This is a genomic window from Streptomyces mayonensis, from assembly GCF_018982965.1.
Lineage (GTDB): Bacteria > Actinomycetota > Actinomycetes > Streptomycetales > Streptomycetaceae > Streptomyces > Streptomyces mayonensis.
This window is the reverse complement of the sequence record NZ_JACBYP010000001.1, coordinates 42,334-67,346: the sequence shown is the minus strand read 5'-3', so window position 1 is coordinate 67,346 and position 25,013 is coordinate 42,334. Positions and strand designations below refer to the sequence as shown.

The following is a 25,013-nucleotide window of genomic DNA, read 5'->3' as shown; positions in this document are numbered from 1 at the left end:
GACGGTGATGGCCCCGACCCGGGTGGTTTCGCGGAGCAGGGCTTCGAGGGCCGTGGCATCGAGGGCCGTGGCTCCGAAGCGCCGGGGTCCCTTCCCCAGACCGTGCTCGCCGCCGTCGTCGCCAGGGTCGCTGCGCTCGCGGAGCGCCTCGGCGTGCCGCACACCGAGGTCTTCGACGTCGGTGGCCTGTCCGCCGCCTCCGGTGTCCCGGAGTCCGTCGTCGGGTCCCTCCTCGGCGGACGCCCGGCGGGCGAGCCCGATGTGCAGGCCCGGTTCGTGCAGCGGCTGGACCTGTTGCGCCGTACCCGGCTGAAGCCCAACGGCCGCAAGTACACCCAGCAGGAGATCGCCGACGGTGCCGGCATGTCGCGGCAGCAGGCCGGCGCGCTGATCAACGGCGACCGGCGGCCCACCATGGAGCACTGCGACGCCATCCAGCGCTTCTTCCGGGTGCACGCCGGATTCCTGACCGCCGAGGACCCCGAGGCGCTCGCGGGCGCCCTCCGCCACACCGAGCAGGAACTCCTCCAGCAACTCGCCGACCGGGAGCGGGAGGCGTCGGTGGCCGCCGACGGCGACCCGCTGGAGCGGCTGCTGCAGGACCACGGTGTGCGCGGCATCGCCTGGCGGGCCGCTCAACTCCCCACCGACCAGCACCGCGACAAGGTCGCCGAGTGGCTGGACATGCTCCTGGAGAACGTCAAACGACCCGAGTCGTGAGCCGTCTTCGGGCCGTCGTGGGCTGTCTTCGGGCCGTCGTGGGCGGGCTGTCTTCGGGCCGTTGTGAGCCGTCTACGGTCGTCGTGGGCCGAGATGGGCCAGGTGGGCCGTAGTGGGCCGTAGTGGGCCGTAGTGGGCTGATCCGTAGTCGGCCGGTCTGTCCTGAGCCGGTGGAGCCGGCACTGAGCGCGGTGCGGGCGCCGGAAGAGGCCGAACGCCCCGCGCGGGCGCGTCGCGTGGCGCGGCTCGGCCGGATTGTCAGTGGTGGGCGGCAAGCTGGGAGGGTGCCGCCGCTGTGCGGGGGTGCGTGACCGCTGACGTCGTTGTGGGGAGAGCCGACCGATGACCACCGCCGTACTGACCGACCACGAGCGCACCGCAGTCCAGGCCTACCTGCGTCTTCTGCACACCGTGCGGGCCGGTCTCGACACCGCGGCGGGTGCGGCCGGCCCGCCCCGCCCGCCCGTCGTCCCACCCGCGGTACTGGCCGAGGCCGAACAGGCCCTGGAGGCCGCGGGCCTGGCAGGGAACGAGGAGGCGTTCTTCCGGGTGCTGCGCGAGTGGTGTCACCACCCGTGACCCGGCAGCGGCGGTCCGAGGGCCGGCCGGGCCGCCCGTCAGGTGTGCGGGACCGCGACCGCCGTGGCGACCAGGCCGTCCCGGGCGGTCCAGCGGCCGTCGAAGTGGGTCAGCCTGCGGCCGCCCACGGTCGGCCCCGGCACCAGGAGCGCGGCGCGCAGGGTTCCGCGGCGGGGGTCGTCCGGGTCCACGCGGATCTCGATGTCCGCCTCCGAGAAGTCCAGCCACTGCCGGGTGAGGGGGAACCACGCCTTGTAGACCGACTCCTTGGCGCTGAACAGCAGCCGGTCGAAGTGGACGCCGGAGCGCTCCCCCGCCAGTCGGCGCAGTTGCTCGGCCTCGGTGGGCAGGGACACACTGTCCAGGACCCCCTCCGGCAGCGGACCGTCGGGTTCCGCGTCGATGCCGAGGGAGGCCAGGTCGGTGGCGCGGGCCAGGGCCGCGGCACAGTAGCCGTCGCAGTGGGTCATGCTGCCCACCAGGCCCTCCGGCCAGCCCGGCGCCCCGCGTTCGCCGGGCAGCACGGGCTGCGCGGGCACGCCGAGCTTCTCCATGGCCCGACGCGCGCAGGACCGTACGGCGGTGAACTCCCGGCGCCGCTTGGCGACCGCCCGGGCGACGATCGCCTCCTCCTCCGGGTAGAGCGGCAGGTGCCCGGTGTCGTCGTGGGCGTACGCCGCCACGGAGACGACGGTGGGGGGCAGCAGTTCCTCGATCACCGGGCGGCCTCCTCGCGGGCGGGCGACGGCAGGATGCGGCGCAGCCGCCCGGGCGGGTCGGACCGCTTGCGCCACTCCCGTGGGTAGCCCACCGACACCTCCTCGAAGCGGACGCCCTCGTGCCAGGTCGTACGCGGGATGTGCAGATGGCCGTAGACCATGGTGTCGACGCGGAACCTGCGGTGCCAGTCGGCGGTCAGCCGCGTGCCGCACCACATGGCGAACTCCGGGTACCAGAGGATCTCGGTGGGGTGCCGGTCCAGCGGATAGTGGTTCATGAGGACCGTGGGCAGCCCGGCCGGGAGTTCGGCGAGCCTGCGCTCGGTCTTGGCGACCCGTGCCCGGCACCACGCCTCGCGGCTGGGGTAGGGGTCGGGGTGGAGCAGGTACTCGTCGCTGCACACGACGCCGGTGCCGTGGGCGTACTTCAGCCCCTCCTCCTTCGTCGCGCATCCGGCGGGCAGGAACGAGTAGTCGTAGAGCAGGAAGAGGGGTGCGACGACCGCCGGTCCGCCCGCGCCCTCCCAGACCGGGTAGGGGTCCTCGGGCGTCGTCACGCCCAGCTCGCGGCAGAGCTCGACGAGGTGTTCGTAGCGGGCGACCCCGCGCAGGGAGACGGTGTCCTTGGGGTGTGTCCACAGTTCGTGGTTGCCGGGGGCCCAGACGACGCGTCGGAAGCGTTCCGCGAGCGTGCCGAGCGCCCAGCGGATGTCGGCGACTGTCTCGGCCACGTCGCCTGCCACCAGGAGCCAGTCGTCCGGGGACGCCGGGTATGTCTTCTCGACCAGCGCACGGTTCTCCGAGTACGCGATGTGCAGGTCGCTGATGGCCCAGAGCGTGCCCGGGGCGTCGCCCGTCGACGTCATCCCCACCCCTTCCCGACGTCCCTCCGACGTCCCTCCGACGCCACGAGATCACATCCCCGACCCTGTCACAAGAACGGCCCGCGCCGGCCGCACGGGGCTGGACCAGGGCCGGACCGGAGCGGGACCACGGCGGGACCGGGCACGACCCACGGCGGGACCGGGGCGCGACCCACGGCGGGCCGGGGCCCGTCCGGGGTGCCGCGACCGGGGGGCGGCGCATCCGTGTGACGCTCGTTGCGCTCCGGGGCGCACGTACCCCTATGATCGCCCCAACACCACCGCCACGCCTTTTTCTTCGCGCAGCGCGGCTCGGTGACCCTCCAACCCCCTGGCCGGGCACGGCCTGCTTCGCCCTGCCCGCGCGGACCCTGAAAGGCGGCCTGCATGGTTTCTCCCGTACGCGTCTGGCTCAACCGTACGTACGCGGAGAACGTCTTCTTCATGGATCAGCTGCGGAGAAATCCCGCCGACCGGGCCGTCGAGATCCATGCCACGCACGGCGACCCGGACTCCCCCGTGCTGGCCGCAGCCGACACCGCCGACCTGGAGCCGGAGGGGCTGTCCCCGGCGGGTTACGTCGAGTACGCCCTCGCCCAGTGCGAGCGGCGCGGGATCGACGTCTTCGTGCCCCGGCTGCACCAGTCGGCGATCGTGGCCCACCGGGCCGACTTCGAGGCGGTGGGTACGGCCCTGCTCGCGCCGCCGCCGGAAGCGGTGGCCGTCTTCCACGACAAGGTGATCGCGTACGAGGCGGTCCGGGCGATCGGTGTGCCGGTGCCGCCGTGGTGGCGGGTGCGCACGGCCGGCGAACTGGTCCACGCGGTGGAGGAACTGGAGGGGCTCGGCCACCGGGCGTGCTTCAAGCCGGCGTCCGGGGCGGGCGGTGTGGGCTTCCGGATGGTCACCCGGGACCCCTTCTCCCTCGCGCACCTGAACGGTTTCCCGAGTCCCTCGGTGCCGCTGCCGCTGGTCCTCGATGCGCTGCGGGCGGCCGAGGAGCCCGTCGACTGGCTGGTGATGCCGCGCCTCGAACAGCCGGAGGTCTCGGTGGACTGCCTCACCGGGCCGGACAACCGGGTACGGCTCGCCGTGGGCCGTACCAAGCACGGTCGCCGCCGGGGCTTCACGCTCCACGAGCAGTGGCTGGCGCCGGCGCGGCGGATCGCCGAGGCGTTCGGGCTGCACCACCTGTCCAACGTGCAGTTCCGGATGTTCGGCGACCGGCCCGTGCTGATGGACGTCAACACCCGTCCGGCCGGCGGGCTGCACCAACTGGCGCTGTGCGGGGTCAACATGCCGTGGGCGGCGGTCCGGCTGGCCCTCGGCGACGACCCGGGCGAGCTGGAGCCGCCGTTCCTCGGCCAGGACTACACGGTGGTGTCGGGCCCGCGCCCCCTGCGCCCGGTGCCCCCGTCCCACCAGCACGCGGACGTGCCCGCGGCGTCGGCACCGCTGCCGTCCGCGCCGGTGCCCTCCGCAACGGGCCCGCTCGCGGCCCCGGCCACCGCCCGGCTGGACGCTCCCGTCCCCGACCCGGCGGCCGGTGCACCGGCGTAACGGACTCGGCAACGCGATCGGACGGTTCCCTCCGCGCCGGGGGAACCGTCCGGCCACCGGCCCTGTCGCCGACGTGCGCGCGGGCCTACTCCAGGTACGTCAGGCCCGGATGGGCCGCCGTGTAGCCGTCGACCAGGCGGCGCGCGACGTTCACCGAATCGACCAGGGGGTGCAGCGCGAAGGCGCGTACGGCCGTCTCGCGGGAGCCCGTCTCGGCCGCGGCGAGGACGTCGCGCTCGACGGCCTTGACCGCGCAGACCAGTCCGGTGGCGTGCCCCGGCAGCGGGTCGACGGCCACCGGGTGGGCGCCGTCCGCGTCGACCAGGCACGGCACCTCGATCACGGCGTCCGGGTCCAGGACCGACAGGGTCCCGCGGTTGCGGACGTTGAGGATCAGGGTGGTGCGTTCGTTGCGGGCGACGGCCCGCATGAGGGCCAGCGCCACGTTCTCGTAGCCGCCGGACAGGTCCTCGGCCTCGCGTTCGCCCGCGCCCGCCGTCTCCCGGTTCTCCGCCATGTAGGTGGCCTCGCGTTCCGCGCGGGTGCGGTCCCAGGTGGCCAGCGCGGGCGCGTCGGGCGAGCGCATCTCGTCGTAGAAACGGGCCTGCTGGTCGCGCAGGAAGGCGCCGCGGGTGCGGTCGGCCTCCTGGTAGGCGCGGACGGTCTCCCGGTTGAAGTAGTAGTAGTGCAGGTACTCGTTGGGCACGGCGCCGAGCGAGCGCAGCCACTCGGCGCCGAAGAGCCGGCCCTCCTCGAAGGAGCCGAGCAGCTCCGGGTCCGCGAGCAGCCGCGGGAGCTGGTCGCGTCCGGCCACGCGCAGGCCGCGCAGCCAGCCGAGGTGGTTGAGGCCGACGTAGTCGATCCAGGCCCGGTCCGGATCGGCGCCCAGCACGCGCGCGACGCGGCGCCCGAGGCCGACCGGCGAGTCGCAGATGCCGATGACGCGGTCGCCGAGGTGCCGGGACATGGCCTCGGTGACGAGACCGGCGGGGTTGGTGAAGTTGATGACCCAGGCGTCCGGTGCCAGCCGGGACACGCGGCGCGCGATGTCGACGGCGACCGGGACGGTCCGCAGCCCGTAGGCGATGCCGCCCGCGCCGACCGTCTCCTGACCGAGCACACCCTCGGCGAGCGCCACCCGCTCGTCCTCGGCCCGTCCTTCCAGGCCGCCGACGCGGATCGCGGAGAACACGAAGTCGGCGCCGCGCAGCGCCTCGTCGAGGTCGGTCGTCGCCGTCACCTCCGGCGCGTCCGGCACTCCGGCGGCCTGCTCGGCGAGCACCCGGGCGACCGCCGACAGCCGGGCGGCGTCCAGGTCGTGCAGGACCACGCGGGTCACGCGCCCCTCGGCGCGGTCCCGGAGCAGTGCCCCGTACACGAGCGGCACCCGGAACCCGCCGCCGCCCAGAATCGTCAGCCTCACGTCCGCACCCCTTCTTCCGTCGCCCTCCGACCGCACCGGCCGCCACTGCGCGCCGCACCGGCCCGCCGCCTCCGAGGCCGCACGCGACCGTCACCTGCGCGACCGCACCGGCCCGACCGCACCAATCGGTCCGACGCCGATCATGGCACGTCCGCCTGGCGGGGCGAGGCCACGGCGCCCGTTCCGGCCTTCTCCCCTCCTCCCCCCTCTCTCCTCTCCTCCCTCTCCCCTTCCTCCCTTCTCCCCCTCCCTTTTCCCTCCAAGACTGACGACGGCCACCCGCGCCCGTCCGGCACGTTCGCGGACGTACATGACGTTCACGGGCCGAACTCCCCTGCGCAGCAAGGAGTTTCTCGGCTTCACCTCTTGACGGCGGCTGCGGCGCAGAGCACATTGGCCGCACTCTGAGAGCGCTCTCAGCAACTCCCCACGGAGCGCCCTCGGGGCGTACCGCTTCCCACTCCCCCTCCGAGAGGCGACCCCCGCATGAGAGAGACTTCCGGTAACCCGCCCAGACGCCGGCCGCTGCGCCGGGCACTGGTGGCCGTCGTCGGCACGCTCGGCCTCGCCGCGGCGGCGACGGTGGCGACCGGCCCGTCCGCCGGCGCCAGCGTCCCACCGCCCCCGTCCGGCTGGACGCAGGTCTTCGCGGACGACTTCGACGGAGCCGCCGGGTCGGGCGTGAACACGGCCGACTGGCAGTACGACACCGGCACCTCGTACCCCGGCGGCCCCGCCAACTGGGGCACCGGCGAGATCGAGACGATGACCTCGTCGCCGAGCAACGTCTCGCTGGACGGCAGCGGCAACCTCCGCATCACCCCGCAGCGCGACGGCGCGGGCAACTGGACGTCGGGCCGTATCGAGACCAGGCGCGCCGACTTCGAGCCCCCGGCCGGCGGCAAGCTGCGCGTGGAGGCGCGCATCCAGGTCCCGAACGTCACCGGGACCGCGGCCAGGGGCTACTGGCCGGCGTTCTGGATGCTCGGTTCGCCCTACCGGGGCAACTACTGGAACTGGCCCGGCGTCGGCGAGATCGACATCATGGAGAACACCCAGGGCCTCAACACGGTCTGGTCGACGCTGCACTGCGGCACCTCCCCCGGCGGCCCGTGCAACGAGACCACCGGCATCGGCGGCAGCAGGGCCTGTCCCGGCGCCACCTGCCAGGCGGGCTTCCACACCTACGGGGTGGAGTGGGACCGTTCGACGGGCGTGGAGGAGATCCGCTTCTACGTCGACGGCATCAACTACCACACCGTCCGCGCCAACCAGGTCGACGCGACGACGTGGGCGAACGCCACCGACCACGGCTACTTCATCATTCTCAACGTGGCGATGGGCGGCGGCTTCCCGGACGCCTTCGGCGGTGGCCCGGACGGCGCCACGCAGCCCGGCCACTCGATGCTCGTGGACTACGTCCAGGTCCTGTCGGCCGGTGGGAGCGGTACCACACCGCCGCCGACCGGCGGTGACCGTGACGCGTACAGCGCCGTCGAGGCCGAGTCGTACGACGCCCAGTCCGGCACGCTGACCGAGGGCAGCTCGGACTCGGGCGGCGGGAGCAACCTCGGCGCGCTGGCGAACGGCGACTGGGTCCAGTACAAGGGCGTGAAGTTCGGTTCGACCGCGGCGACGCAGTTCAAGGCCCGGGTGGCGAGCGGCGCGGCCGCCGGTGTCAGCGGCCTGGTGGAGGTGCGCCTGGACAGCCGCACCGCCACGCCGGTCGGCAGCTTCGCCGTGGGCAACACGGGCGGCTGGCAGTCCTGGCGCACGGTTCCGGCGAACATCACGCCCGTGACCGGCACGCACGACGTGTACCTGACCTTCAGCAGCGGTCAGCCGGCCGACTTCGTGAACGTCAACTGGTTCAGCTTCGGCCGCTGAACAACCGGCCGGCACACCGGCGTCGCGGCCCCGCAGGAGGGCGAAAGGGGGCTCCACGCGCGCGTGGAGCCCCCTTCGCCGTACCCGGCCTCCGCGCGGCCTCCGCGCACGGGCCCCACACCCCCGACGCCCGCGCGCGGGCCCCGCTCAGCGCAGTTCCGCTCGGAACACCGCCGGTGTCTGGTCCGTGTGCTGCTGGAAGAACTTGGAAAAGTTCGCCGCGTCCGGGAAACCGACCGCCGCGCCGACCCGCCCGATCGGCATCTCCGTGTGGGCGAGGAGGCGCTTGGCCTCCAGGACGACCCGCTTGTCGATGAAGCCCTTGGGTGTCTCGCCGGTGGCGGCGCGGACCGCGCGGACGAGCGTGCGGCGGGAGTAACCGAGCGCGTCGGCGTAGGCGCTGACGCTGTGGTTGGTGGCGAAGCCCCGCTCGACCGCCTCCCGGAACAGGACGAATGTGCGGTCCCCCGGCGTGTCCACCCGCCCCCGCGCCCGGTCCGCGTCGGCCGCGAGGTGGGCGAGGCGCAGCAGGAACGCGGAGAGCGTGTGGCGCAGTACGGCGGTGTGCAGGCTGAGCGGCAGCGTGGTCGCATCCTCGTACTCGCGCCGCAACTGGTCGAGGGAGGCCGTCAGCCCCGCGAGCCGTGCCGGGTCGGGGCGGAGCAGTGGCGGCAGGTCGTAGCGGTAGAGGCCGGTGGCCTCCACGGTGGCTCTGGGCAGGAAGCCGGGCTGCATGGTCAGCACCGTTCCGCGGTACTCGCGCTCCGGCGAGAAGCGGTGGACCTGGCCCGGACGGATCCACAGCAGCTCGCCGGCCGTCGCCTCGTACTCGGCGAAGTCGATCATGTGACGGACCGGTCCGCCGGTGAAGAGCATGACGACGTGGAAGTCGATGCGGTGCACGCGGCGCAGCGGGGCCTGCGCGTGCCAGGTGCGGCCGGAGCCCATGGGCCCCACCTGCATGCCGACGCCGAGGAGGCTGAGATCGACCGGGAAGGGGAACGTTCTGATCCCGTCGCCGCCCCCCTCGGAACCGCGGTCGTCGCCCGCGAGGCCGCCGTCTTGAGTGTGTTCGTCCGCCATGTCCTACTCGTGCCGTCCCGCCCGCGCGCCCCGGGGCCGGGGCGTGTCCCAGTTTCACCACAGGCTGGCACACCGCAACCTTCACTCTCAAAAGTCAGACTTTTAATCTTGAACGCGTCAGGTCAGTTCCTCCGCTTCGATCGAGGATTTCTTGAAGATGAGTACGCAGACGAGCACGCGGACAGTGGACAGCGCGGACCGCTTCGAATGGACCGGACTCGACCGGCGTGCCGTCGACACCGCCCGTGTCCTGGCGGCCGACGCCGTGCAGAAGGTGGGCAACGGCCATCCGGGGACGGCGATGGCCCTCGCCCCGGCGGCGTACACGATCTTTCAGAAGGTGATGCGGCACGACCCCGCGGACCCCGAGTGGACCGGCCGTGACCGCTTCGTCCTCTCCCCCGGCCACACCTCGCTGACCCTCTACACGCAGCTCCACCTCGCCGGGTACGAACTGGGCCTCGACGACCTCAGGGCGTTCCGCACGCACGGCTCGAAGACGCCCGGCCACCCCGAGTACGGGCACACCGCGGGTGTGGAGACGACGACCGGTCCGCTGGGCCAGGGTGTCGCCAACGCGGTGGGCATGGCGATGGCCGCCCGCTACGAGCGCGGCCTGTTCGACCCGGAGGCCCCGGCGGGCGAGTCCCCCTTCGACCACACGGTCTGGGCGGTCGTCAGCGACGGCGACCTCCAGGAGGGCGTCTCCGCCGAGGCGTCCTCGTTGGCCGGTCACCAGCGCCTCGGCAACCTCGTCCTCCTCTACGACGACAACCACATCTCCATCGAGGGCGACACCGCGACCGCGTTCTCCGAGGACGTGCTGAAGCGGTACGAGGCCTACGGCTGGCACACGCAGCGCATCGAGCCCGCCGAGGACGGCGACGTCGACGTGCACGCGCTGTACGCGGCGCTGACGGCGGCGAAGGCCGAGACCGGACGCCCCTCCGTCATCGCCATGCGCACGATCATCGCCTGGCCCGCGCCGAACGCCCGGAACACCGAGGCCTCCCACGGATCCGCCCTCGGCGCGGAGGAGGTCGCCGCGACCAAGCGCGTCCTCGGCCTCGACCCGGAGCGCTCCTTCGAGGTCTCCGACGAGGTGCTCGCCCACACCCGCCGGGCCCTGGACCGGGGTGCCGAGGCGCACGCCGCGTGGCACAGGCGGATCGCCGCCTGGCGCGACGCGGCCCCGGAGCGCGCGGCGCTGTTCGACCGCGTCGTGGCGGGCCTGCTGCCGGAGGGCTGGGCGGACGCCCTGCCGGTGTTCGAGACCGGGAAGTCCGTCGCCACCCGCGCCGCCTCCGGGAAGGTGCTCCAGGCCCTCGGCCCGGTGCTGCCGGAGCTGTGGGGCGGCTCGGCCGACCTGGCCGGCTCGAACAACACGACGATCGACAAGACGTCGTCCTTCCTCCCGGCGGACAACCCGCTGCCGGAGGCCGACCCGTACGGCCGCACGGTCCACTTCGGCATCCGCGAGTTCTCGATGGCCGCCGAGATGAACGGCATCGCGCTGCACGGCAACACCCGTGTCTACGGCGGAACGTTTCTGGTGTTCTCCGACTACATGCGCAACGCGGTGCGCATGTCGGCGCTGATGCAGCTGCCGGTGACGTACGTGTGGACGCACGACTCCGTCGGGCTCGGCGAGGACGGCCCCACCCACCAGCCGGTCGAGCACCTGGCCTCGCTGCGCGCGATCCCGGGTCTGAACGTGGTCCGCCCGGCCGACGCCAACGAGACCGCGACCGTGTGGGCCGAGATCCTCCGGCGGCACTCCGCCGATCCGGCCCCGCACGGCCTCGCCCTCACTCGTCAGGGCGTGCCCGTGTACGAACCGAACCCGGACGCGGCCCGGGGCGGCTACGTCCTCGCCGACGCCTCCGCCGGCGACCCGGACGTCGTCCTGATCGCCACCGGCTCCGAGGTCCAGCTGGCCGTGGCGGCCCGGGAGGCCCTGGAGGCGGAGGGCACGCCCACCCGCGTGGTGTCGATGCCGTCCGTCGAGTGGTTCGAGGAGCAGCCGCGCGAGTACCGCGACAGCGTGCTGCCGCCGGCCGTGCGGGCCCGGGTCGCGGTGGAGGCGGGGATCGGCCTGACCTGGCACAAGTACGTCGGGGACGCGGGCCGCATCGTCTCCCTGGAGCACTTCGGCGCCTCCGCCGACGCGAAGACCCTGTTCACCGCCTTCGGCTTCACCGCCGAGCACGTGGCCGCCGCCGCCCGGGAGTCCCTGGCCGCCGCCCGCGGCTGAAGCCCGCCCTGCGAACCCCGCCAAGCCTGCGAAGCAGAAAGAGAAGATGATCACTGTGACCGATACAACCGCCACCGGGTCCGCGCCCGCGACAGCACCGGTGGGAGCCCTGCGGCGCCTGGCCGACCAGGGTGTCTCCGTCTGGCTCGACGACCTGTCGCGGCGGCGGATCGAGTCCGGCAGCCTGGCCGGGCTGATCAGGACGAGGAACGTCGTCGGCGTCACCACCAACCCGTCGATCTTCCAGGCCGCGATCGGCTCCGGCGAGGGCTACGAGGAGCAGCTCGCCGACCTCGCCGTCCGGGGCGTCGCCGTCGACGAGGCGGTCCGCATGATGACCACCGCCGACGTCCGTGCCGCCGCCGACGTGCTGCGCGAGGTGTACGACGCGACCGGCGGCCGGGACGGCCGGGTCTCCATCGAGGTCGACCCGCGGCTCGCCCACGACACGCGGGCCACGGTCGCCGAGGCCGGGCAGCTGGCCTGGCTGGTCGACCGGCCCAACGTGATGATCAAGATACCGGCGACGAAGGCGGGCCTTCCGGCGATCACCGAGGTCGTCGGCGCCGGCATCAGCGTCAACGTCACGCTGATCTTCTCCCTGGAGCGCTACCGCGAGGTCATGGACGCCTATCTCGCGGGTCTGGAGAAGGCGCGGGCCGCCGGGCTCGACCTGTCCGGCATCCACTCCGTGGCCTCCTTCTTCGTCTCCCGTGTCGACAGCGAGATCGACAAGCGTCTGACGCTGCTGGGCACGGACGAGGCCCGCGCCCTGCGCGGCCGGGCGGCCCTGGCCAACGCGCGCCTGGCCTACGAGGCGTACGAGAACGTCTTCGCGGGCGACCGCTTCACCGCCCTCACCGGTGCCCGCGCCAACCCCCAGCGCCCCCTGTGGGCGTCCACCGGTGTGAAGGACCCGGCATTCCGGGACACCCTGTACGTGGAGGAGCTGGTCGCTCCCGGCACCGTGAACACGATGCCGGAGGCCACCCTGGACGCCGCCGCCGATCACGGCGAGGTCCGGGGCGACACGGTCACCGGCGGGTACGCCCAGGCCCGGGCCGACCTCGCGGCCGTGGAACGGCTCGGCATCTCCTACGACGAGGTGGTGGAGCAGCTGGAGCAGGAGGGCGTGGCGAAGTTCGAGGCGGCCTGGCAGGACCTGCTCGCCGCCGTGACGAAGTCCCTCGACAGCAAGGGAGTTGACGGGGAATGAGCGAGGAGCTTCCCGCTACGACGGTCCGCGAGACCAAGGCGACGAAGGAAGCCAAGGAGGCGCGGACGGCCCGGGAGGCCGCGGGGCCGCTGCACGCCGAGGAGGCCGAGGAGGCCCTGCAGGCACGGACCGCCGACGCGGCCGAGGCGTCCGGACCGGCCAAGGGCGCCCGGGGCGCGAAGAAGTCCCGGACCGCCCGTGCCGCCAAGGGGGCGAAGAGCGGGAGCGCGGGCGCGAGGGCCGAGGAGCCGGTGGCACCGCTCGACTGGAGCAACCCCCTGCGCGATCCCCAGGACCGCCGTCTGCCCCGTATCGCGGGCCCGTCCGGCCTGGTCATCTTCGGCGTCACGGGCGACCTGTCCCGCCGCAAGCTGATGCCCGCCGTGTACGACCTGGCCAACCGCGGTCTGCTGCCGCCCGGCTTCTCGCTGGTCGGCTTCGCCCGCCGGGACTGGGAGGACCAGGACTTCGCCGAGGTGGTGCACGACGCGGTCAGGGAGCACGCGCGCACGCCGTTCCGCGAGGAGGTCTGGCAGCAGCTCTCCGAGGGCATGCGCTTCATCCCCGGCGACTTCGACGACGACCACGCGTTCGACCAGCTGCGGGGGGCCGTGGAGGAGCTGGACGCCTCGCGCGGCACCAGCGGCAACTACGCCTTCTACCTCTCCGTGCCGCCGAAGTTCTTCCCGAAGGTCGTTCAGCAGCTCAAGAAGCACGGGCTGACCGACGCGCCGGACGGCTCCTGGCGCCGCGCGGTGATCGAGAAGCCGTTCGGCCACGACCTGGGCAGCGCCCGCGACCTGAACGCGCTGGTGCACGAGGTGTTCGACCCGGAGCAGGTCTTCCGGATCGACCACTACCTGGGCAAGGAGACGGTCCAGAACATCCTGGCGCTGCGCTTCGCCAACCAGATGTACGAGCCGATCTGGAACCGGTCCTACGTCGACCACGTGCAGATCACGATGGCCGAGGACATCGGCATCGGCGGCCGGGCCGGCTACTACGACGGCATCGGCGCCGCCCGCGACGTCATCCAGAACCACCTCCTCCAGCTGCTGGCGCTCACCGCGATGGAGGAGCCCGCCTCCTTCGACGCGCCGTCGCTGCTCACCGAGAAGCTGAAGGTGCTGCGCGCGGTGCGGCTGCCCCAGGACCTGGGTGAGCACACGGTGCGCGGGCAGTACGCGGGCGGCTGGCAGGGCGGCGCGCAGGTCCCCGGCTACCTGGAGGAGGAGGGCATCGACCCGGCCTCCACCACCGACACCTACGCGGCGGTCAAGCTGGGGATCGACAACCGCCGCTGGGCCGGGGTGCCGTTCTACCTGCGCACCGGCAAGCGGCTCGGCCGCCGGGTCACGGAGATCGCGGTGGTCTTCCAGCGTGCCCCGCACTCCCCCTTCGACTCCACCGCGACGGAGGAGCTGGGCGAGAACGCCATCGTGATCCGGGTCCAGCCCGACGAGGGCATGACGGTGCGGTTCGGCTCGAAGGTGCCGGGCACGTCGATGGAGATCCGCGACGTGTCGATGGACTTCGCCTACGGCGAGTCCTTCACCGAGTCCAGCCCGGAGGCGTACGAACGGCTGATCCTGGACGTGCTCCTGGGCGACGCCAACCTGTTCCCGCGCCACCAGGAGGTGGAGGAGTCCTGGCGGATCCTCGATCCGGTCGAGGAGTACTGGGCCTCGCACGACAAGCCCGCGCAGTACGCGTCGGGCGGCTGGGGACCGCGGGAAGCGGACGAGATGCTCGCACGAGACGGACGGAGCTGGCGCAGGCCATGAGGATCGACCTGACCGACACCACGGCAAGCAAGATCAACAAGGCGCTGGTGCAGGGCCGCCGGGCCATCGGCACCCCGGCCGTGGGCATGGTGCTCACGCTGGTGATCGTCACCGACGAGGAGAACGCGTACGACGCGATCAAGGCCGCCGAGGAGGCCTCGCACGAGCACCCCTCGCGCACCCTGGTCGTCATCAAGCGCCACCCCCGCAACCTGCGCGACCGCACCCGCTCGCACCTCGACGCCGAGGTCCGGGTCGGCTCGGAGGCGGGCACCGGCGAGACCGTCGTGCTGCGCATGTACGGGGAGGTGTCCGAGCACGCCGACTCGGTGGTGCTGCCGCTGCTGCTGCCGGACGCGCCCGTCGTCGTGTGGTGGCCGGTGCAGGCGCCGGACAACCCGGCGAAGGACCCGCTGGGCGCGCTGGCCCAGCGCCGCATCACCGACCTGTACACGGTGGAGCGGCCGATGGAGGTCCTGGAGCGCCGGGTCCGCGCCTACGCGCCGGGCGACACCGACCTCGCCTGGACCCGGCTGACGCTGTGGCGCTCGATGCTGGCCGCGGCCCTGGACCAGGCCCGGGTGCCGGTGACCTCGGCGGTGGTGGAGGCCGAGGCGGACAACCCGGCCGCCGAGCTGCTGGCCCGCTGGCTGGAGGCCCGGCTGCGGGTCCGGGTGGACCGCGTGGTCACCGACGGCCCGGTCGTCACGGCCGTGCGCCTCGGCACCGCGAACGGAGAGATCGTCATCGACCGGCCCGAGGGTCCGCTCGCCACGATGACCCTGCCCGGTCAGCCCCCGCGCTCCCTCGCGCTGAAGGTGCGCGCCACCTCCGAACTCATCGCCGAGGAGCTCAGGCGCCTCGACGCCGACGAGATGTACGCCGTCGCCCTGCGGGGCGAGGCCGGCAAGGAGAGCCCCGTCCATGTCTGACACCCCGAAGCTCGACCGGCGGCCCGAGTGGACCGCGCTCGCCGACCACCGCAAGGACGCGCTGCCGCGGCCGGACCTGCGTGAGCTGTTCGACCGGGACCCCGGGCGGGCGGAACGGTACGTGGTGCGCGTCGGCGACCTGCGCATCGACTACTCCAAGAACCTGGTCACCGACGAGACGCTGGCGCTGCTGCGGGAACTGGCCGCCGCGACGGACGTGTCCGGGCTGCGCGACGCGATGTTCCGCGGTGAGCGGATCAACATCACCGAGGACCGTGCGGTGCTGCACACCGCGCTGCGCGCGCCGCGGGACGCGGTGATCGAGGTCGACGGCGAGAACGTCGTACCGAAGGTGCACGCCGTCCTCGACAGGATGGCCGCCTTCGCCGGCCGGGTCCGCTCCGGCGAGTGGACCGGCCACACCGGCCGCCGTATCCGCAACGTCGTCAACATCGGCATCGGCGGCTCCGACCTCGGCCCCGCGATGGCGTACGAGGCGCTGCGCGCCTTCACCGACCGCTCGCTGACCTTCCGGTTCGTCTCCAACGTCGACGGCGCCGACCTGCACGAGGCGGTCCGGGACCTGGACCCCGCCGAGACGCTGTTCGTCGTCGCGTCCAAGACCTTCACCACCATCGAGACGATCACCAACGCCACCTCGGCGCGGTCGTGGCTGCTCGACGGGCTCGGCGGCGACGAGAAGGCCGTGGCCCGGCACTTCGTCGCCCTGTCGACGAACGAGGAGAAGGTCGCCGGGTTCGGCATCGACACGGCCAACATGTTCGAGTTCTGGGACTGGGTCGGCGGGCGGTACTCGTACGACTCGGCGATCGGGCTGTCCCTGATGATCGCCATCGGCCCGGACCGCTTCCGGGAGATGCTCGACGGCTTCCGCATCGTCGACGAGCACTTCCAGAGCGCCGAGGCCCCGGCCAACGCCCCGCTGATCCTGGGCCTGCTGGGCGTCTGGTACGGCAACTTCCTCGGCGCGCAGTCGCACGCGGTACTGCCGTACAGCCACTACCTGTCGAAGTTCACGGCATACCTCCAGCAGCTCGACATGGAGTCCAACGGCAAGTCCGTCGACCGCGAGGGGCGCCGGGTGCGGTGGGAGACCGGGCCGGTCGTCTGGGGCACGCCGGGCACCAACGGGCAGCACGCGTACTACCAGTTGATCCATCAGGGCACCAAGCTGATCCCGGCCGACCTGATCGGCTTCGCCCGGCCGGTGGCCGAGCTGAGCGACGGGCTCAAGGCCCAGCACGACCTGCTGATGGCCAACCTGTTCGCCCAGGGGCAGGCGCTGGCCTTCGGCAGGACCGCCGACGAGGTACGGGCCGAGGGGGTGCCCGAGGAGCAGGTGCCGCACCGCACCTTCCCCGGCAACCACCCGACCACGACGATCCTGGCCGGCGAGCTGACCCCGTCCGTACTCGGCCAGCTGATCGCGCTGTACGAGCACAAGGTGTTCGTCCAGGGCGCGGTCTGGGACATCGACTCCTTCGACCAGTGGGGCGTCGAGCTCGGCAAGGTGCTGGCCAAGCGCGTCGAACCCGCCCTCACGGAGGGTGCGGACGTGCCCGGCCTCGACCCGTCCACGGCCGCGCTGGTGGCCGCCTACCGTGAACTGAAGGAAGTGCACTGACATGCAGATCGGTCTTGTGGGTCTCGGCAAGATGGGCGGCAACATGCGCGAGCGCCTGCGCAACGCCGGCCACACCGTCGTCGGATACGACACCAATCCCGAGCGGGCCGACGTCGACAGCCTGGTCGAGCTGGTCGACGGCCTGGACCGGCCGCGCGCCGTCTGGGTGATGGTCCCGGCCGGCGGCGCCACCCAGCACGTCATCGACCAGCTGGCGACGCTGCTCAAGCCCGGCGACACCGTGATCGACGGCGGCAACTCCCGCTGGACGGACGACGAGAGGCACGCCGAGGAGCTGGGCAGGCGCGGCATCAACTTCGTCGACGCGGGCGTCTCGGGCGGCGTGTGGGGTCTGAAGAACGGCTACGCGCTGATGGTCGGCGGCGAGAAGGAGACCGTCGACGACCTCAAGCCGGTCTTCGACGCCCTCAAGCCCGACGGGCCGTACGGCTACGTCCACGCGGGCAGGGTCGGCGCCGGGCACTTCTCCAAGATGGTCCACAACGGCATCGAGTACGCGATGATGCAGGCCTACGCCGAGGGCTGGGAGCTGCTGGAGAAGGTCGACTCCGTGGACAACGTCCGCGAGGTCTTCCGGTCCTGGCAGGAGGGCACGGTCATCCGCTCCTGGCTCCTCGACCTCGCCGTCAACGCCCTGGACGACGACCACCACCTGCAGAAGCTGCGCGGCTACGCCGACGACTCCGGCGAGGGACGCTGGACGGTGGAGGCGGCGATCGACAACGCGGTGCCGCTGCCCGCGATCACGGCCTCCCTCTTCGCGCGGTTCGCCTCCCGGCAGGAGGACTCGCCGCAGATGAAGATGATCGCCGCGCTGCGCAACCAGTTCGGCGGCCACGCCGTGGAGTCGGCCGACAAGGACGGGAAGTAGGCGGCGGCGGAAGCACGTTGACGTGATCGGCCGGTTCGGGTCAGAGTCCCTCCCTGATGGAGATCAACGACCTGACACCGGCCGAGACACGTGTGTGGCGCGCCTTCGCCTCCGGCACACTGGTGGACTTCCGCGTCGCGGACGACGAGGACCCCGCCGACGGCGCGGCGTGGGGCCCCGAGCGGACCGTGCGCGCGAGTGTGCTGCGCGCCCTGCTCCTGGACGGCCCCCAGGAGGACGGCCGGGTCGCCACGCTCAGTGTGGCCGGTGCCCGGGTCACCGGGCGGCTGGATCTGCAGTACGCGACGGTCGACCACCCGGTGCACCTGCGTCACTGCCACTTCGAGGAGGAGCCGAGGTTCTTCGCGGCGCGGCTGCGCGAGCTGAACCTGAGCGAGTCGGTGCTGCCGGGGATGATCTCGCACGCGGTGCGGGTGGAGGGCGTACTGCGGCTGACCCGGGCCCGGTTCGGCGGCATGGTGCGCCTCGCGGGCGCGGAGGTCACCGGGAGTCTGTACCTGGAGGGCACCCGGATCGACGCACCGGACACCGACGGGCCGGTGCTCCAGCTGAACCAGGCGGTCCTGGGCGCCGACCTGTGGGCGCCGGGGCTGCGCGCGGGCGGCGAGGTACGGCTCACCGGTGCCCGGATCGCCGGCACGGTCAACCTCACCGACGCGGCGCTGGGCCGGCCGGGCGGCACCGCCCTGCTCGCCGAGACGCTCGCGGCCGAGGCCGACGTACTGCTGCGGCACGCGGACGTCCGGGGCCGGCTGGAGCTGCGCGGCGCGCGGATACCCGGCCGCCTCGACCTCTCGCACGCGCGGCTGGCCAACCCCGGCGGCACCGCGATACGGGCCAGCAGCTGCGTGATCGGCGAAATCTGGCTGCGGGAGGGCCCGGTGGTGCAGGGGGCGCTCAATCTGCGCCGCACCCAGGTGGACGTACTGTTCCTCCAGCCGGAGGTGGTGCCGGACCTGGTCCGGCTCAACGACCTGACCTACACCGCCCTCATCCCGCACGAGCCCGCCGAGCGGCGCCTGCCGATGCTGGAGCAGGGCGACAGCTATCTCCCCTTCCTCTACGAGCAGTTGACCGCCGCCTACCGCCGTATCGGCGACGACGACGCGGCCCGCCTCGTGCAGCTCGCCAAGCAGCGGCGGCGCCGGCGCACCCTGCCCTGGTACGGCCGCCTGTGGGGCCACCTCCAGGACGTCACGGTCGGCTACGGCTTCCGGCCGGTGCGGGCGGGCGGCTGGCTGCTGTCGCTGCTCGCGGCCGGTGCCCTCGCGTACGGACTGCACCACCCGCCGGCCCTGAAGCCGGACGAGGCACCGGAGTTCAACCCGGTGTTCTACACGCTCGACCTGCTGCTGCCGGTGATCTCCTTCGGTCAGGAGACCGCCTTCGCGCCCGAGGGCTGGTACCAGACGCTGTCCTACCTCCTCGTCGTCACCGGCTGGATCCTGGCCACGACGGTCATCACGGGCCTGACCCGCACGGTCAGCCGCCAGTGAGCCGCGCGCCCGCGTGCCGGGCGGCCGCACGCGGCGCGGGCTCATGGTGGTCCGAGCCGGGTCGCGACGAGGTCAGCTCCGCCGAGGGCGTTCGATGGACACCTTGGGCAGTCTCCGGGCCAGCGGGGCGGGCAGCCACCAGGCCCGTGCGCCGAGCATCTGCAGGACGGCGGGGACGATCAGGCACCGGATGACCACGGCGTCGAGCAGGATGGCGACGGCCAGACCCAGTCCGAACTGCTGGAGCATGCGGTCGGAGCTGAGGACGAACGCCCCGAAGACGAACATCATGATGGCTGCGGCGGCGGTGATGACCTTGCCGGTGGAAGCGAGCCCTTCGCGCACGGACCGCGAGGGGTCTTCGGTGCGCACCCATTCCTCGTGGATGCGGGAGACGAGGAAGACCTCGTAGTCCATGGAGAGCCCGAACACGATCGCGAAGATCAGGGCCGGGATGAAGGCTTCCACGGGCCCGGGCTGGGCGCCGAACCAGCCGTGCTGGAAGACCAGGGTGATCACGCCGAGCGCGGCGGAGATGGACAGGAGGTTCAGGACGGCGGCCTTGACGGGGATCCAGACCGACCGGAACACCAGCAGGAGCAGGAGCGAGGAGACGCCCACGACGACGGCGACGAACAGGGGCAGTCGCTCGGCGAGTGTCTCGGAGACGTCCTGGGAGGCGGCCGTGGCGCCGCCGACCAGCACCTCGGCGCCCGTGGTGTGCTCCAGGGGCGGGGCCACGTCGTCACGCAGCCGGTGCACGAGTTCCACGGTCCCCTCGTCCTGCGGGGAGGTCGTCGGATAGACGAAGACGGTGGACAGAGCGCCGTCCTCGGAGGGCAGCGCGGGGCCGGCCTCGGCCACGCCGGGGGTGGTGGCGAGTTCCGACCGGACGGCGTCGCCGGCGTCCTGCCCGCCCTTCACCAGGACGACGAGCGGACCGTTGAAGCCGGGGCCGAAACCCTCGGCGAGCAGCTCGTAGGCGTGGCGGGACGTGGTCTCCTGCGGGTCGTTGCCCGAGTCGGCGAAGCCCAGGCGCATGCCCAGTGCCGGCGCGGACAGGGCCAGGAGCGCGACGACGCCGGCCAGCAGGGTCGGGACCGGGCGTCGCTGCACGGCGCGGGCCATGGCGCGCCAGCCGTTTCCCTCGGTCCTGCCCTTCTTGGTGGCCGTGGCCTGCTGCTTGAGGACATGGCGTCGGATGCGGCCGCCGAACAGGACCAGCAGGGCGGGCAGCAGCACCAGGGAGGCGGCCATGGTGATCAGGACGGTGACGGCCACCGCGAGGGCGATGCCCTGCAGGGAGCCGAGTCCGAGAGCGACCAGGCCCAGCAGGGCGACGATGACCGTACAGCCGGCGAAGAAGACCGTGCGGCCGGCGGAGTCGAGGGCCGTGCGGCTGGCCTCGGCGGGCCGGGCGCCGGCCAGCAGCTCCTGACGGTAGCGGTAGAAGATCAGCAGCGCGTAGTCGACGCCGACGCCGAGGCCGACGAGCATCAGGATGGGCGGGGTGAAGTCGGCGACGGTGAAGACGTGCGAGGCCAGGGCGATCAGACCGATGGCGCCGCCGACCGCGAACAGCGCGGTGATCAGCGGCAGCGATGCCGCGAGCAGTGAACCGAACAGCAGCACCAGGATGACCAGGGCGGCCACGATCCCGGTCAGTTCGGCGGTCGGTCCCGCCTTGTCCTCCGCGTTGCGGGCGGCCTCGCCGCCCACCTCGACCCGGAGGTCCTCGGTGGCGGTGCGCTGCGCGACGTCGATGATCCTGGCGACGTCCTCCTTGGGGACGTCCTCCGTCTTGCCCTCCAGGGTGACGGACGCGTAGGCGATCGTGCCGTCCCCGGACACCGCCGAGGCATCGGCGAAGGGGCTGCGCACGTCGGCGACGCCCGCCATGTGCTTCACCTCGGCCAGCATCGGCTCGATGCCGGCCCGGGCGCTCGCGACGCCACCGGGGTCCTTGAAGACGATCTCGACGCTGTCGCCCGCCTGGTCGCTGCCGTGCTCCTTGAACAGGTCGGTGGCCGCCTGGGAGTCGGTGCCGGGCAGCGAGAAGTCGTTCCGGTACGCGGAGCCGGCCGCGGTGGAGCCCAGCGTGATGGCGGCCACCACGGCCACCCAGAGCAGGAGGGCGGCCCAGCGGTGACGCTGCGCCCAGCCGGCCAGGGCACCGAACCGTCCGACGGGCGCGGAGGCGGCGTCCTGCGGGGCGGGCGGGACAAGGGACGCGGCGGAGCCGCGGGGGGAAGACATGATGCCTACCTCGGATTCGAGCGAGTGTTGCCTTCGGCCGTCGCCGCCCCCACGACCGCTCCCGCGACAGCGGGTACGCCGAGCGCCAGCCCGGCGAACACACCGCTGACCGTGATCGAGAACGTTCCGGCGACGGCGACCAGCAGGATCCCGGCGGCGGTACCCACCAGTGCGCCGACGAGGGCAGCACTGATCCGGGTGGAAGGGGAAGACGACGACATGTCCCCGATCGTGCTCGTGTCCCCCGGGTGACGGCGTCGGCCCACGGCTGACAGCCGGTCTGCACCAGCGGCAGGAGGCGACAGCCGCGCCGTACACCAGGGGATGTACGGCGCGGCTGCCCCCGTACCTCTCCGGCACGGAACGCCGACGCGAATGCGGACACAACGCACTGGTCACTGCCGTGACGCAGGCAGAATGAAGCAATGCCGCAGCTCGATGTCACACGCCTCCGCCTGCCCTCGGGGCCGGGTGCCGACCTGGCGCTCGCCGGGATCGTGCTGGTGCTGGCAGGGGTCGCCGAGGGGCAGCGACTGGGCCCGGGCTGGGACGCGACCGCCTCGGTGATCGGGTCCTGGCTCCTGGCGGTGGCGGTGTGCGCGGCGCTGCCGCTGCGCCGCCGCCGTCCGGTGGCGGTCGGCTGGTTCGCGGTGCTCGGCACCGGCGTCTACTACCTGCTGAGCACGGTGGACGGCCCGCTCGTCGTGATCCCGGTCGCCGCGCTGTACACGCTGGCGGCCCGGGGACGGATCCAGGCGTCGGTCGCCATGGCGGCGGTGATGGTCATCGGCGTGGGGGCGGGGGTCCTGGTGGGCACCGGCGACGTCAACGGCACAGCGGTGTTCATGCTGACCGGGTGGCTGGTCGCGGTGGTGGCGCTGGGGGCGATGCGCCACGGCCGGGTCGCGTACGCCGAGGAGGAGGCGAGGCTGCGCGCCACGCAGGAGCGGCTGCGTATCGCACGTGACCTGCACGACGTGGTCGGCCACACCATGTCGATGATCCACGTGCAGGCGTCGTCCGCCCTGCACCGGCTGCCGAAGGACCCCGCCCGGGCGCCGGAGGCGCTGACCGCGATCAAGCAGGGCAGCAAGGAGGGGCTGCGGGAACTGCGCGCCACCCTCGGCGTACTGCGCCAGGTCGACGAAGCAGCCCCGAGGGCTCCCGCGCCGGGGCTGTCCGGGATCGACGAGCTGGCCTCCTTCGCCGCCGGGGCCGGCCTGGACGTACGCGTCGAGCAGAGCGGAACCCACGCGCCGCCGCCGGCCGCGGTGGACCTCGCCGCCTACCGCATCGTCCAGGAATCACTGACCAACGCCGTCAAGCACAGTGGTGCGCGTCGGGTCGTCGTCGGGATCCACCACGGCGACCGGGAACTGGCGCTCAGTGTCCGGGACGACGGACGCGGCGTGTCCCGTTCCGGGCAGGGGGGCGGCAGCGGGATCGCCGGCATGACGGAGCGGGCGCGCGCACTGGGCGGAACGCTGAGTGCCGGGCCCGGACACGAGGGCGGGTTCGTCGTCCGGGTGCGGCTACCGTTCTCAGACCACCACGAGCCGAGCGGCGGAGCAGTTGATGATCAGGATCCTGCTGGCGGATGATCAGCGCCTCGTGCGCGCCGGGATCCGCGGCATCCTCGACGACGAGGACGACCTGCGGGTGGTCGCCGAGGCCGCCGACGGGCGGGCCGCCCTCGCCGCCTGCCGTGAACAGCGGCCCGACGTGGTGCTGATGGACATCCGCATGCCGGTCATGGACGGGCTGGAAGCCGCTCGCCGCATCGCCGCCGACGAGGCGCTGACGGCGGTCAAGGTGGTCATGCTGACGACCTTCGACCTCGACGAGTACGTGTACGGGGCCCTGCGGGCCGGCGCCACGGGCTTCCTGGTCAAGGACACCGAACCGGCGGAACTCCTGCACGCGGTGCGCGTCGCCGTGCGGGGCGACGCGCTCATCAGCCCCTCCGTCACCCGTCGGCTCATCGCCGAATTCGCCGGCCGGCCGGACCACCCGCGGGAGCCCGACCAGCGTCTCGACGCGCTGACCGGCCGCGAACGCGAAGTAATGCGGCTGATCGCGGCCGGATGCACCAACGACGAGATCGCCGCACGCCTGGTGGTCTCGCCCCTGACCGCGAAGACGCACGTCAGCCGCATCATGGCCAAACTCGGCGCCCGGGACAGATCACAGGTCGTGGTCATGGCCTACGAGTACCGCATGGTCAGCCCCGGCTGGCTGACGGACTGAACCCCCGGCTGCCACCGGACTCCCGTGCCGCCGCGCTCTGTCCGCGGTCCAGTCGCCCCAGCCATCGGATCAGCGGGGCAGTGGATCGGTGGATCGGTGGATCGGTGGATCAACGGGTCGGTGGATCGTGCGTTCCGAAGAGGCGTGGGCGGGGTATGCCGGACGGGTCTTCGTAGAACGATCAAGGAGAACGATGACGATGCCACCCCTGCGGCAGGAGGTCGACGCGGGCGCGGCCGGGCTGGACCCCGCGGCACTGGACCGGCTCGACGGGCACTTCGCCCGGCAGGTCCACGACGGCCGGCTGCCCGGCTTCCTCGTGGCCGTCGCCCGCGGCGGACGCGTCGCGCACCTGAGCGCGCACGGACTGCGGGACGTCGCGGCCGGGCTCCCGGTGACCGCCGACACGCTGTGGCGGATCTACTCCATGACCAAGCCGGTCACGTCCGTGGCCGTGCTGACGCTGGTCGAGGAAGGACGGCTGTCCCTGGACGACCCCGTGGACCGGTATCTGCCGGCCTTCGCCGAACCGCGGGTGTACGTCGAGGGTCCCGCGGACGCGCCCGTGACCCGGCCGGCCACCGGTCCGGTGCTCGTCCGGCACCTCATGACCCACACCGCGGGCCTCACCTTCGGCTTCTACCGCTCCCACCCCGTGGACGCCCTGTACCGCGCGGCCGGGGTGGAGTCGTCGGTGCTGCCGGGCGCGGACCTGGCCGAGACGGTCGACCTGTACGCGAGCCTCCCCCTGCAGTTCGAGCCGGGCACCGAGTGGAACTACTCGGTGGCCAGCAACGTACTGGGACGGCTCGTGGAGGTGGTCTCCGGACAGCCCCTCGACGTGTTCTGCACGGAGCGGATCTTCGGACCGCTCGGCATGACCGACACCGGCTTCCACGTCACCGACGCGCAGGCGGAGCGGCTGGCCGAGCTGTACGGCGAGACGGAGGACGGCGGCATCGAACCGGTGCCCGGACTGCCGCTGCGCGGCCGGCCGCGGTTCCTGTCGGGCAGCGGGGGCCTGGTCTCCTCCGCGTACGACGTGCACCGCTTCGCGGAGTTGCTGCGCCGCCGCGGTGAACTCGACGGCGTCCGGGTGCTCGCCCCGCACACGGTGGACCTCATGACCCGCAACCACCTGCCGGGCGGCGCCGACCTGCGGGCCGTCGGCAGCCGTCCGGTGCACGACGAACCCGGCAACGACGGCGTCGGCTTCGGGCTCGGCGTGTCGGTGGTCGTCGACCCGGACCGTACCCGGTCGCCCTCCGGTCTCGGCACGTACGGCTGGAGCGGGGTGGCGACGACCACCTTCTGGGTCGACCCGGGCCGTGACCTGACGGTGCAGTTCATGACCCAGGTGCGGCCACGCGCTTCGCACACGGTCTACCCGGACCTGAAGCGGCTGGTGCACGAGGCCCTGCGGGACTGACCCGCAC

Annotated in this window: 20 protein-coding genes; 14 read left to right on the top strand and 6 right to left on the bottom strand. The window is 72.7% G+C overall.

Annotated features, from left to right (window positions below):
- Window positions 1–57 precede the first annotated feature (57 nt).
- Window positions 58–720 carry a helix-turn-helix domain-containing protein gene (locus HZS56_RS00285; RefSeq protein WP_216718677.1) on the top strand — a complete coding sequence of 221 codons (663 nt, stop codon included), beginning with the start codon at window positions 58–60 and terminating at the stop codon, window positions 718–720.
- A gap of 342 nt (window positions 721–1,062) precedes the next feature.
- On the top strand, window positions 1,063–1,299 hold the full coding sequence (locus HZS56_RS00280; RefSeq protein ID WP_216718557.1) for a hypothetical protein: 237 nt from the start codon (window positions 1,063–1,065) through the stop codon (window positions 1,297–1,299).
- A gap of 38 nt (window positions 1,300–1,337) precedes the next feature.
- Here HZS56_RS00280 and HZS56_RS00275 read toward each other — a convergent pair whose 3' ends face one another.
- Together HZS56_RS00275 and HZS56_RS00270 are read right to left on the bottom strand one after the other, a co-directional pair.
- Complete coding sequence (locus HZS56_RS00275; RefSeq protein ID WP_216718556.1) at window positions 1,338–2,018, bottom strand: 4'-phosphopantetheinyl transferase family protein; 681 nt, start codon at window positions 2,016–2,018, stop codon at window positions 1,338–1,340.
- On the bottom strand, window positions 2,015–2,884 hold the full coding sequence (locus HZS56_RS00270) for a metallophosphoesterase family protein (protein ID WP_216718555.1): 870 nt from the start codon (window positions 2,882–2,884) through the stop codon (window positions 2,015–2,017). The genes HZS56_RS00275 and HZS56_RS00270 overlap by 4 nt, the downstream gene beginning before the upstream one ends.
- 384 nt (window positions 2,885–3,268) lie before the next feature.
- Here HZS56_RS00270 and HZS56_RS00265 point away from each other — a divergent pair, with 384 nt between their 5' ends.
- The gene (locus HZS56_RS00265) at window positions 3,269–4,441 is read left to right on the top strand and encodes an ATP-grasp domain-containing protein (protein ID WP_216718554.1); all 1,173 of its coding nucleotides are present in this window, start codon (window positions 3,269–3,271) and stop codon (window positions 4,439–4,441) included.
- A gap of 85 nt (window positions 4,442–4,526) precedes the next feature.
- Here the strand turns inward: HZS56_RS00265 and HZS56_RS00260 are convergent, their stop codons facing one another.
- Window positions 4,527–5,864, bottom strand: a complete 1,338-nt coding sequence (locus tag HZS56_RS00260) for a 6-phospho-beta-glucosidase (protein ID WP_216718553.1) — start codon at window positions 5,862–5,864, stop codon at window positions 4,527–4,529.
- A 486-nt stretch (window positions 5,865–6,350) separates the two neighbouring features.
- Here HZS56_RS00260 and HZS56_RS00255 point away from each other — a divergent pair, with 486 nt between their 5' ends.
- Complete coding sequence (locus HZS56_RS00255; RefSeq protein WP_216718552.1) at window positions 6,351–7,751, top strand: glycoside hydrolase family 16 protein; 1,401 nt, start codon at window positions 6,351–6,353, stop codon at window positions 7,749–7,751.
- Between the two features lie 147 nt (window positions 7,752–7,898).
- Here HZS56_RS00255 and HZS56_RS00250 read toward each other — a convergent pair whose 3' ends face one another.
- The gene (locus HZS56_RS00250; protein ID WP_216718551.1) at window positions 7,899–8,834 is read right to left on the bottom strand and encodes a helix-turn-helix transcriptional regulator; all 936 of its coding nucleotides are present in this window, start codon (window positions 8,832–8,834) and stop codon (window positions 7,899–7,901) included.
- A 157-nt stretch (window positions 8,835–8,991) separates the two neighbouring features.
- Between HZS56_RS00250 and tkt the strand changes: the two genes are divergently transcribed.
- The 7 genes from tkt to HZS56_RS00215 are packed head-to-tail and all read left to right on the top strand — an operon-like array spanning window position 8,992 to window position 19,074.
- The gene (gene tkt / locus HZS56_RS00245) at window positions 8,992–11,088 is read left to right on the top strand and encodes a transketolase (RefSeq protein ID WP_216718550.1); all 2,097 of its coding nucleotides are present in this window, start codon (window positions 8,992–8,994) and stop codon (window positions 11,086–11,088) included.
- A gap of 46 nt (window positions 11,089–11,134) precedes the next feature.
- Window positions 11,135–12,304 carry a transaldolase gene (gene tal, locus HZS56_RS00240; protein WP_216718549.1) on the top strand — a complete coding sequence of 390 codons (1,170 nt, stop codon included), beginning with the start codon at window positions 11,135–11,137 and terminating at the stop codon, window positions 12,302–12,304.
- Window positions 12,301–14,088, top strand: coding sequence for a glucose-6-phosphate dehydrogenase (gene zwf / locus HZS56_RS00235; protein WP_216718548.1), 1,788 nt, complete (start codon window positions 12,301–12,303; stop codon window positions 14,086–14,088). The genes tal and zwf overlap by 4 nt, the downstream gene beginning before the upstream one ends.
- On the top strand, window positions 14,085–15,020 hold the full coding sequence (gene opcA / locus HZS56_RS00230) for a glucose-6-phosphate dehydrogenase assembly protein OpcA (protein ID WP_216718547.1): 936 nt from the start codon (window positions 14,085–14,087) through the stop codon (window positions 15,018–15,020). Before zwf ends, opcA begins: the two co-directional genes overlap by 4 nt.
- Window positions 15,013–16,665 (top strand): glucose-6-phosphate isomerase, encoded by a 1,653-nt coding sequence (pgi, locus tag HZS56_RS00225; protein WP_216718546.1) that lies wholly within the window; start codon window positions 15,013–15,015, stop codon window positions 16,663–16,665. Before opcA ends, pgi begins: the two co-directional genes overlap by 8 nt.
- A gap of 1 nt (window position 16,666) precedes the next feature.
- A complete protein-coding gene (gnd, locus tag HZS56_RS00220; RefSeq protein ID WP_216718545.1) occupies window positions 16,667–17,557 on the top strand; it encodes a phosphogluconate dehydrogenase (NAD(+)-dependent, decarboxylating) in 891 nt (296 codons plus the stop codon).
- Window positions 17,558–17,613: 56 nt separating this feature from the next.
- Window positions 17,614–19,074 carry a membrane-associated oxidoreductase gene (locus HZS56_RS00215; RefSeq protein ID WP_216718544.1) on the top strand — a complete coding sequence of 487 codons (1,461 nt, stop codon included), beginning with the start codon at window positions 17,614–17,616 and terminating at the stop codon, window positions 19,072–19,074.
- Between the two features lie 72 nt (window positions 19,075–19,146).
- Here the strand turns inward: HZS56_RS00215 and HZS56_RS00210 are convergent, their stop codons facing one another.
- Window positions 19,147–21,330, bottom strand: coding sequence for an MMPL family transporter (locus tag HZS56_RS00210; protein ID WP_216718543.1), 2,184 nt, complete (start codon window positions 21,328–21,330; stop codon window positions 19,147–19,149).
- Window positions 21,331–21,335: 5 nt separating this feature from the next.
- A complete protein-coding gene (locus HZS56_RS00205) occupies window positions 21,336–21,551 on the bottom strand; it encodes a hypothetical protein (protein WP_216718542.1) in 216 nt (71 codons plus the stop codon).
- A gap of 204 nt (window positions 21,552–21,755) precedes the next feature.
- On the opposite strand from HZS56_RS00205, the gene HZS56_RS00200 reads away from it, so the two are divergent.
- From HZS56_RS00200 to HZS56_RS00190, 3 genes are all read left to right on the top strand, one after another.
- On the top strand, window positions 21,756–22,931 hold the full coding sequence (locus HZS56_RS00200) for a sensor histidine kinase (RefSeq protein WP_216718541.1): 1,176 nt from the start codon (window positions 21,756–21,758) through the stop codon (window positions 22,929–22,931).
- Window positions 22,906–23,577 carry a response regulator gene (locus HZS56_RS00195; RefSeq protein ID WP_216718540.1) on the top strand — a complete coding sequence of 224 codons (672 nt, stop codon included), beginning with the start codon at window positions 22,906–22,908 and terminating at the stop codon, window positions 23,575–23,577. The genes HZS56_RS00200 and HZS56_RS00195 overlap by 26 nt, the downstream gene beginning before the upstream one ends.
- A 199-nt stretch (window positions 23,578–23,776) precedes the next feature.
- Window positions 23,777–25,006, top strand: coding sequence for a serine hydrolase domain-containing protein (locus HZS56_RS00190; protein WP_216718676.1), 1,230 nt, complete (start codon window positions 23,777–23,779; stop codon window positions 25,004–25,006).
- Window positions 25,007–25,013 lie beyond the last annotated feature (7 nt).

Excerpts from the sequence above, each read along its gene's own strand:
- tkt (WP_216718550.1), top strand. The coding sequence starts at position 8,992 with ATGAGTACGCAGACGAGCACGCGGACAGTGGACAGCGCGGACCGCTTC.
- gnd (WP_216718545.1), top strand. The coding sequence starts at position 16,667 with ATGCAGATCGGTCTTGTGGGTCTCGGCAAGATGGGCGGCAACATGCGC.
- HZS56_RS00250 (WP_216718551.1), bottom strand. The coding sequence starts at position 8,834 with ATGGCGGACGAACACACTCAAGACGGCGGCCTCGCGGGCGACGACCGC.
- HZS56_RS00255 (WP_216718552.1), top strand. The coding sequence starts at position 6,351 with ATGAGAGAGACTTCCGGTAACCCGCCCAGACGCCGGCCGCTGCGCCGG.
- pgi (WP_216718546.1), top strand. The coding sequence starts at position 15,013 with ATGTCTGACACCCCGAAGCTCGACCGGCGGCCCGAGTGGACCGCGCTC.
- opcA (WP_216718547.1), top strand. The coding sequence starts at position 14,085 with ATGAGGATCGACCTGACCGACACCACGGCAAGCAAGATCAACAAGGCG.
- HZS56_RS00265 (WP_216718554.1), top strand. The coding sequence starts at position 3,269 with ATGGTTTCTCCCGTACGCGTCTGGCTCAACCGTACGTACGCGGAGAAC.
- HZS56_RS00280 (WP_216718557.1), top strand. The coding sequence starts at position 1,063 with ATGACCACCGCCGTACTGACCGACCACGAGCGCACCGCAGTCCAGGCC.
- HZS56_RS00210 (WP_216718543.1), bottom strand. The coding sequence starts at position 21,330 with ATGTCTTCCCCCCGCGGCTCCGCCGCGTCCCTTGTCCCGCCCGCCCCG.
- tal (WP_216718549.1), top strand. The coding sequence starts at position 11,135 with ATGATCACTGTGACCGATACAACCGCCACCGGGTCCGCGCCCGCGACA.
- HZS56_RS00200 (WP_216718541.1), top strand. The coding sequence starts at position 21,756 with ATGCCGCAGCTCGATGTCACACGCCTCCGCCTGCCCTCGGGGCCGGGT.
- HZS56_RS00215 (WP_216718544.1), top strand. The coding sequence starts at position 17,614 with ATGGAGATCAACGACCTGACACCGGCCGAGACACGTGTGTGGCGCGCC.
- zwf (WP_216718548.1), top strand. The coding sequence starts at position 12,301 with ATGAGCGAGGAGCTTCCCGCTACGACGGTCCGCGAGACCAAGGCGACG.
- HZS56_RS00205 (WP_216718542.1), bottom strand. The coding sequence starts at position 21,551 with ATGTCGTCGTCTTCCCCTTCCACCCGGATCAGTGCTGCCCTCGTCGGC.
- HZS56_RS00195 (WP_216718540.1), top strand. The coding sequence starts at position 22,906 with ATGATCAGGATCCTGCTGGCGGATGATCAGCGCCTCGTGCGCGCCGGG.
- HZS56_RS00190 (WP_216718676.1), top strand. The coding sequence starts at position 23,777 with ATGCCACCCCTGCGGCAGGAGGTCGACGCGGGCGCGGCCGGGCTGGAC.
- HZS56_RS00270 (WP_216718555.1), bottom strand. The coding sequence starts at position 2,884 with ATGACGTCGACGGGCGACGCCCCGGGCACGCTCTGGGCCATCAGCGAC.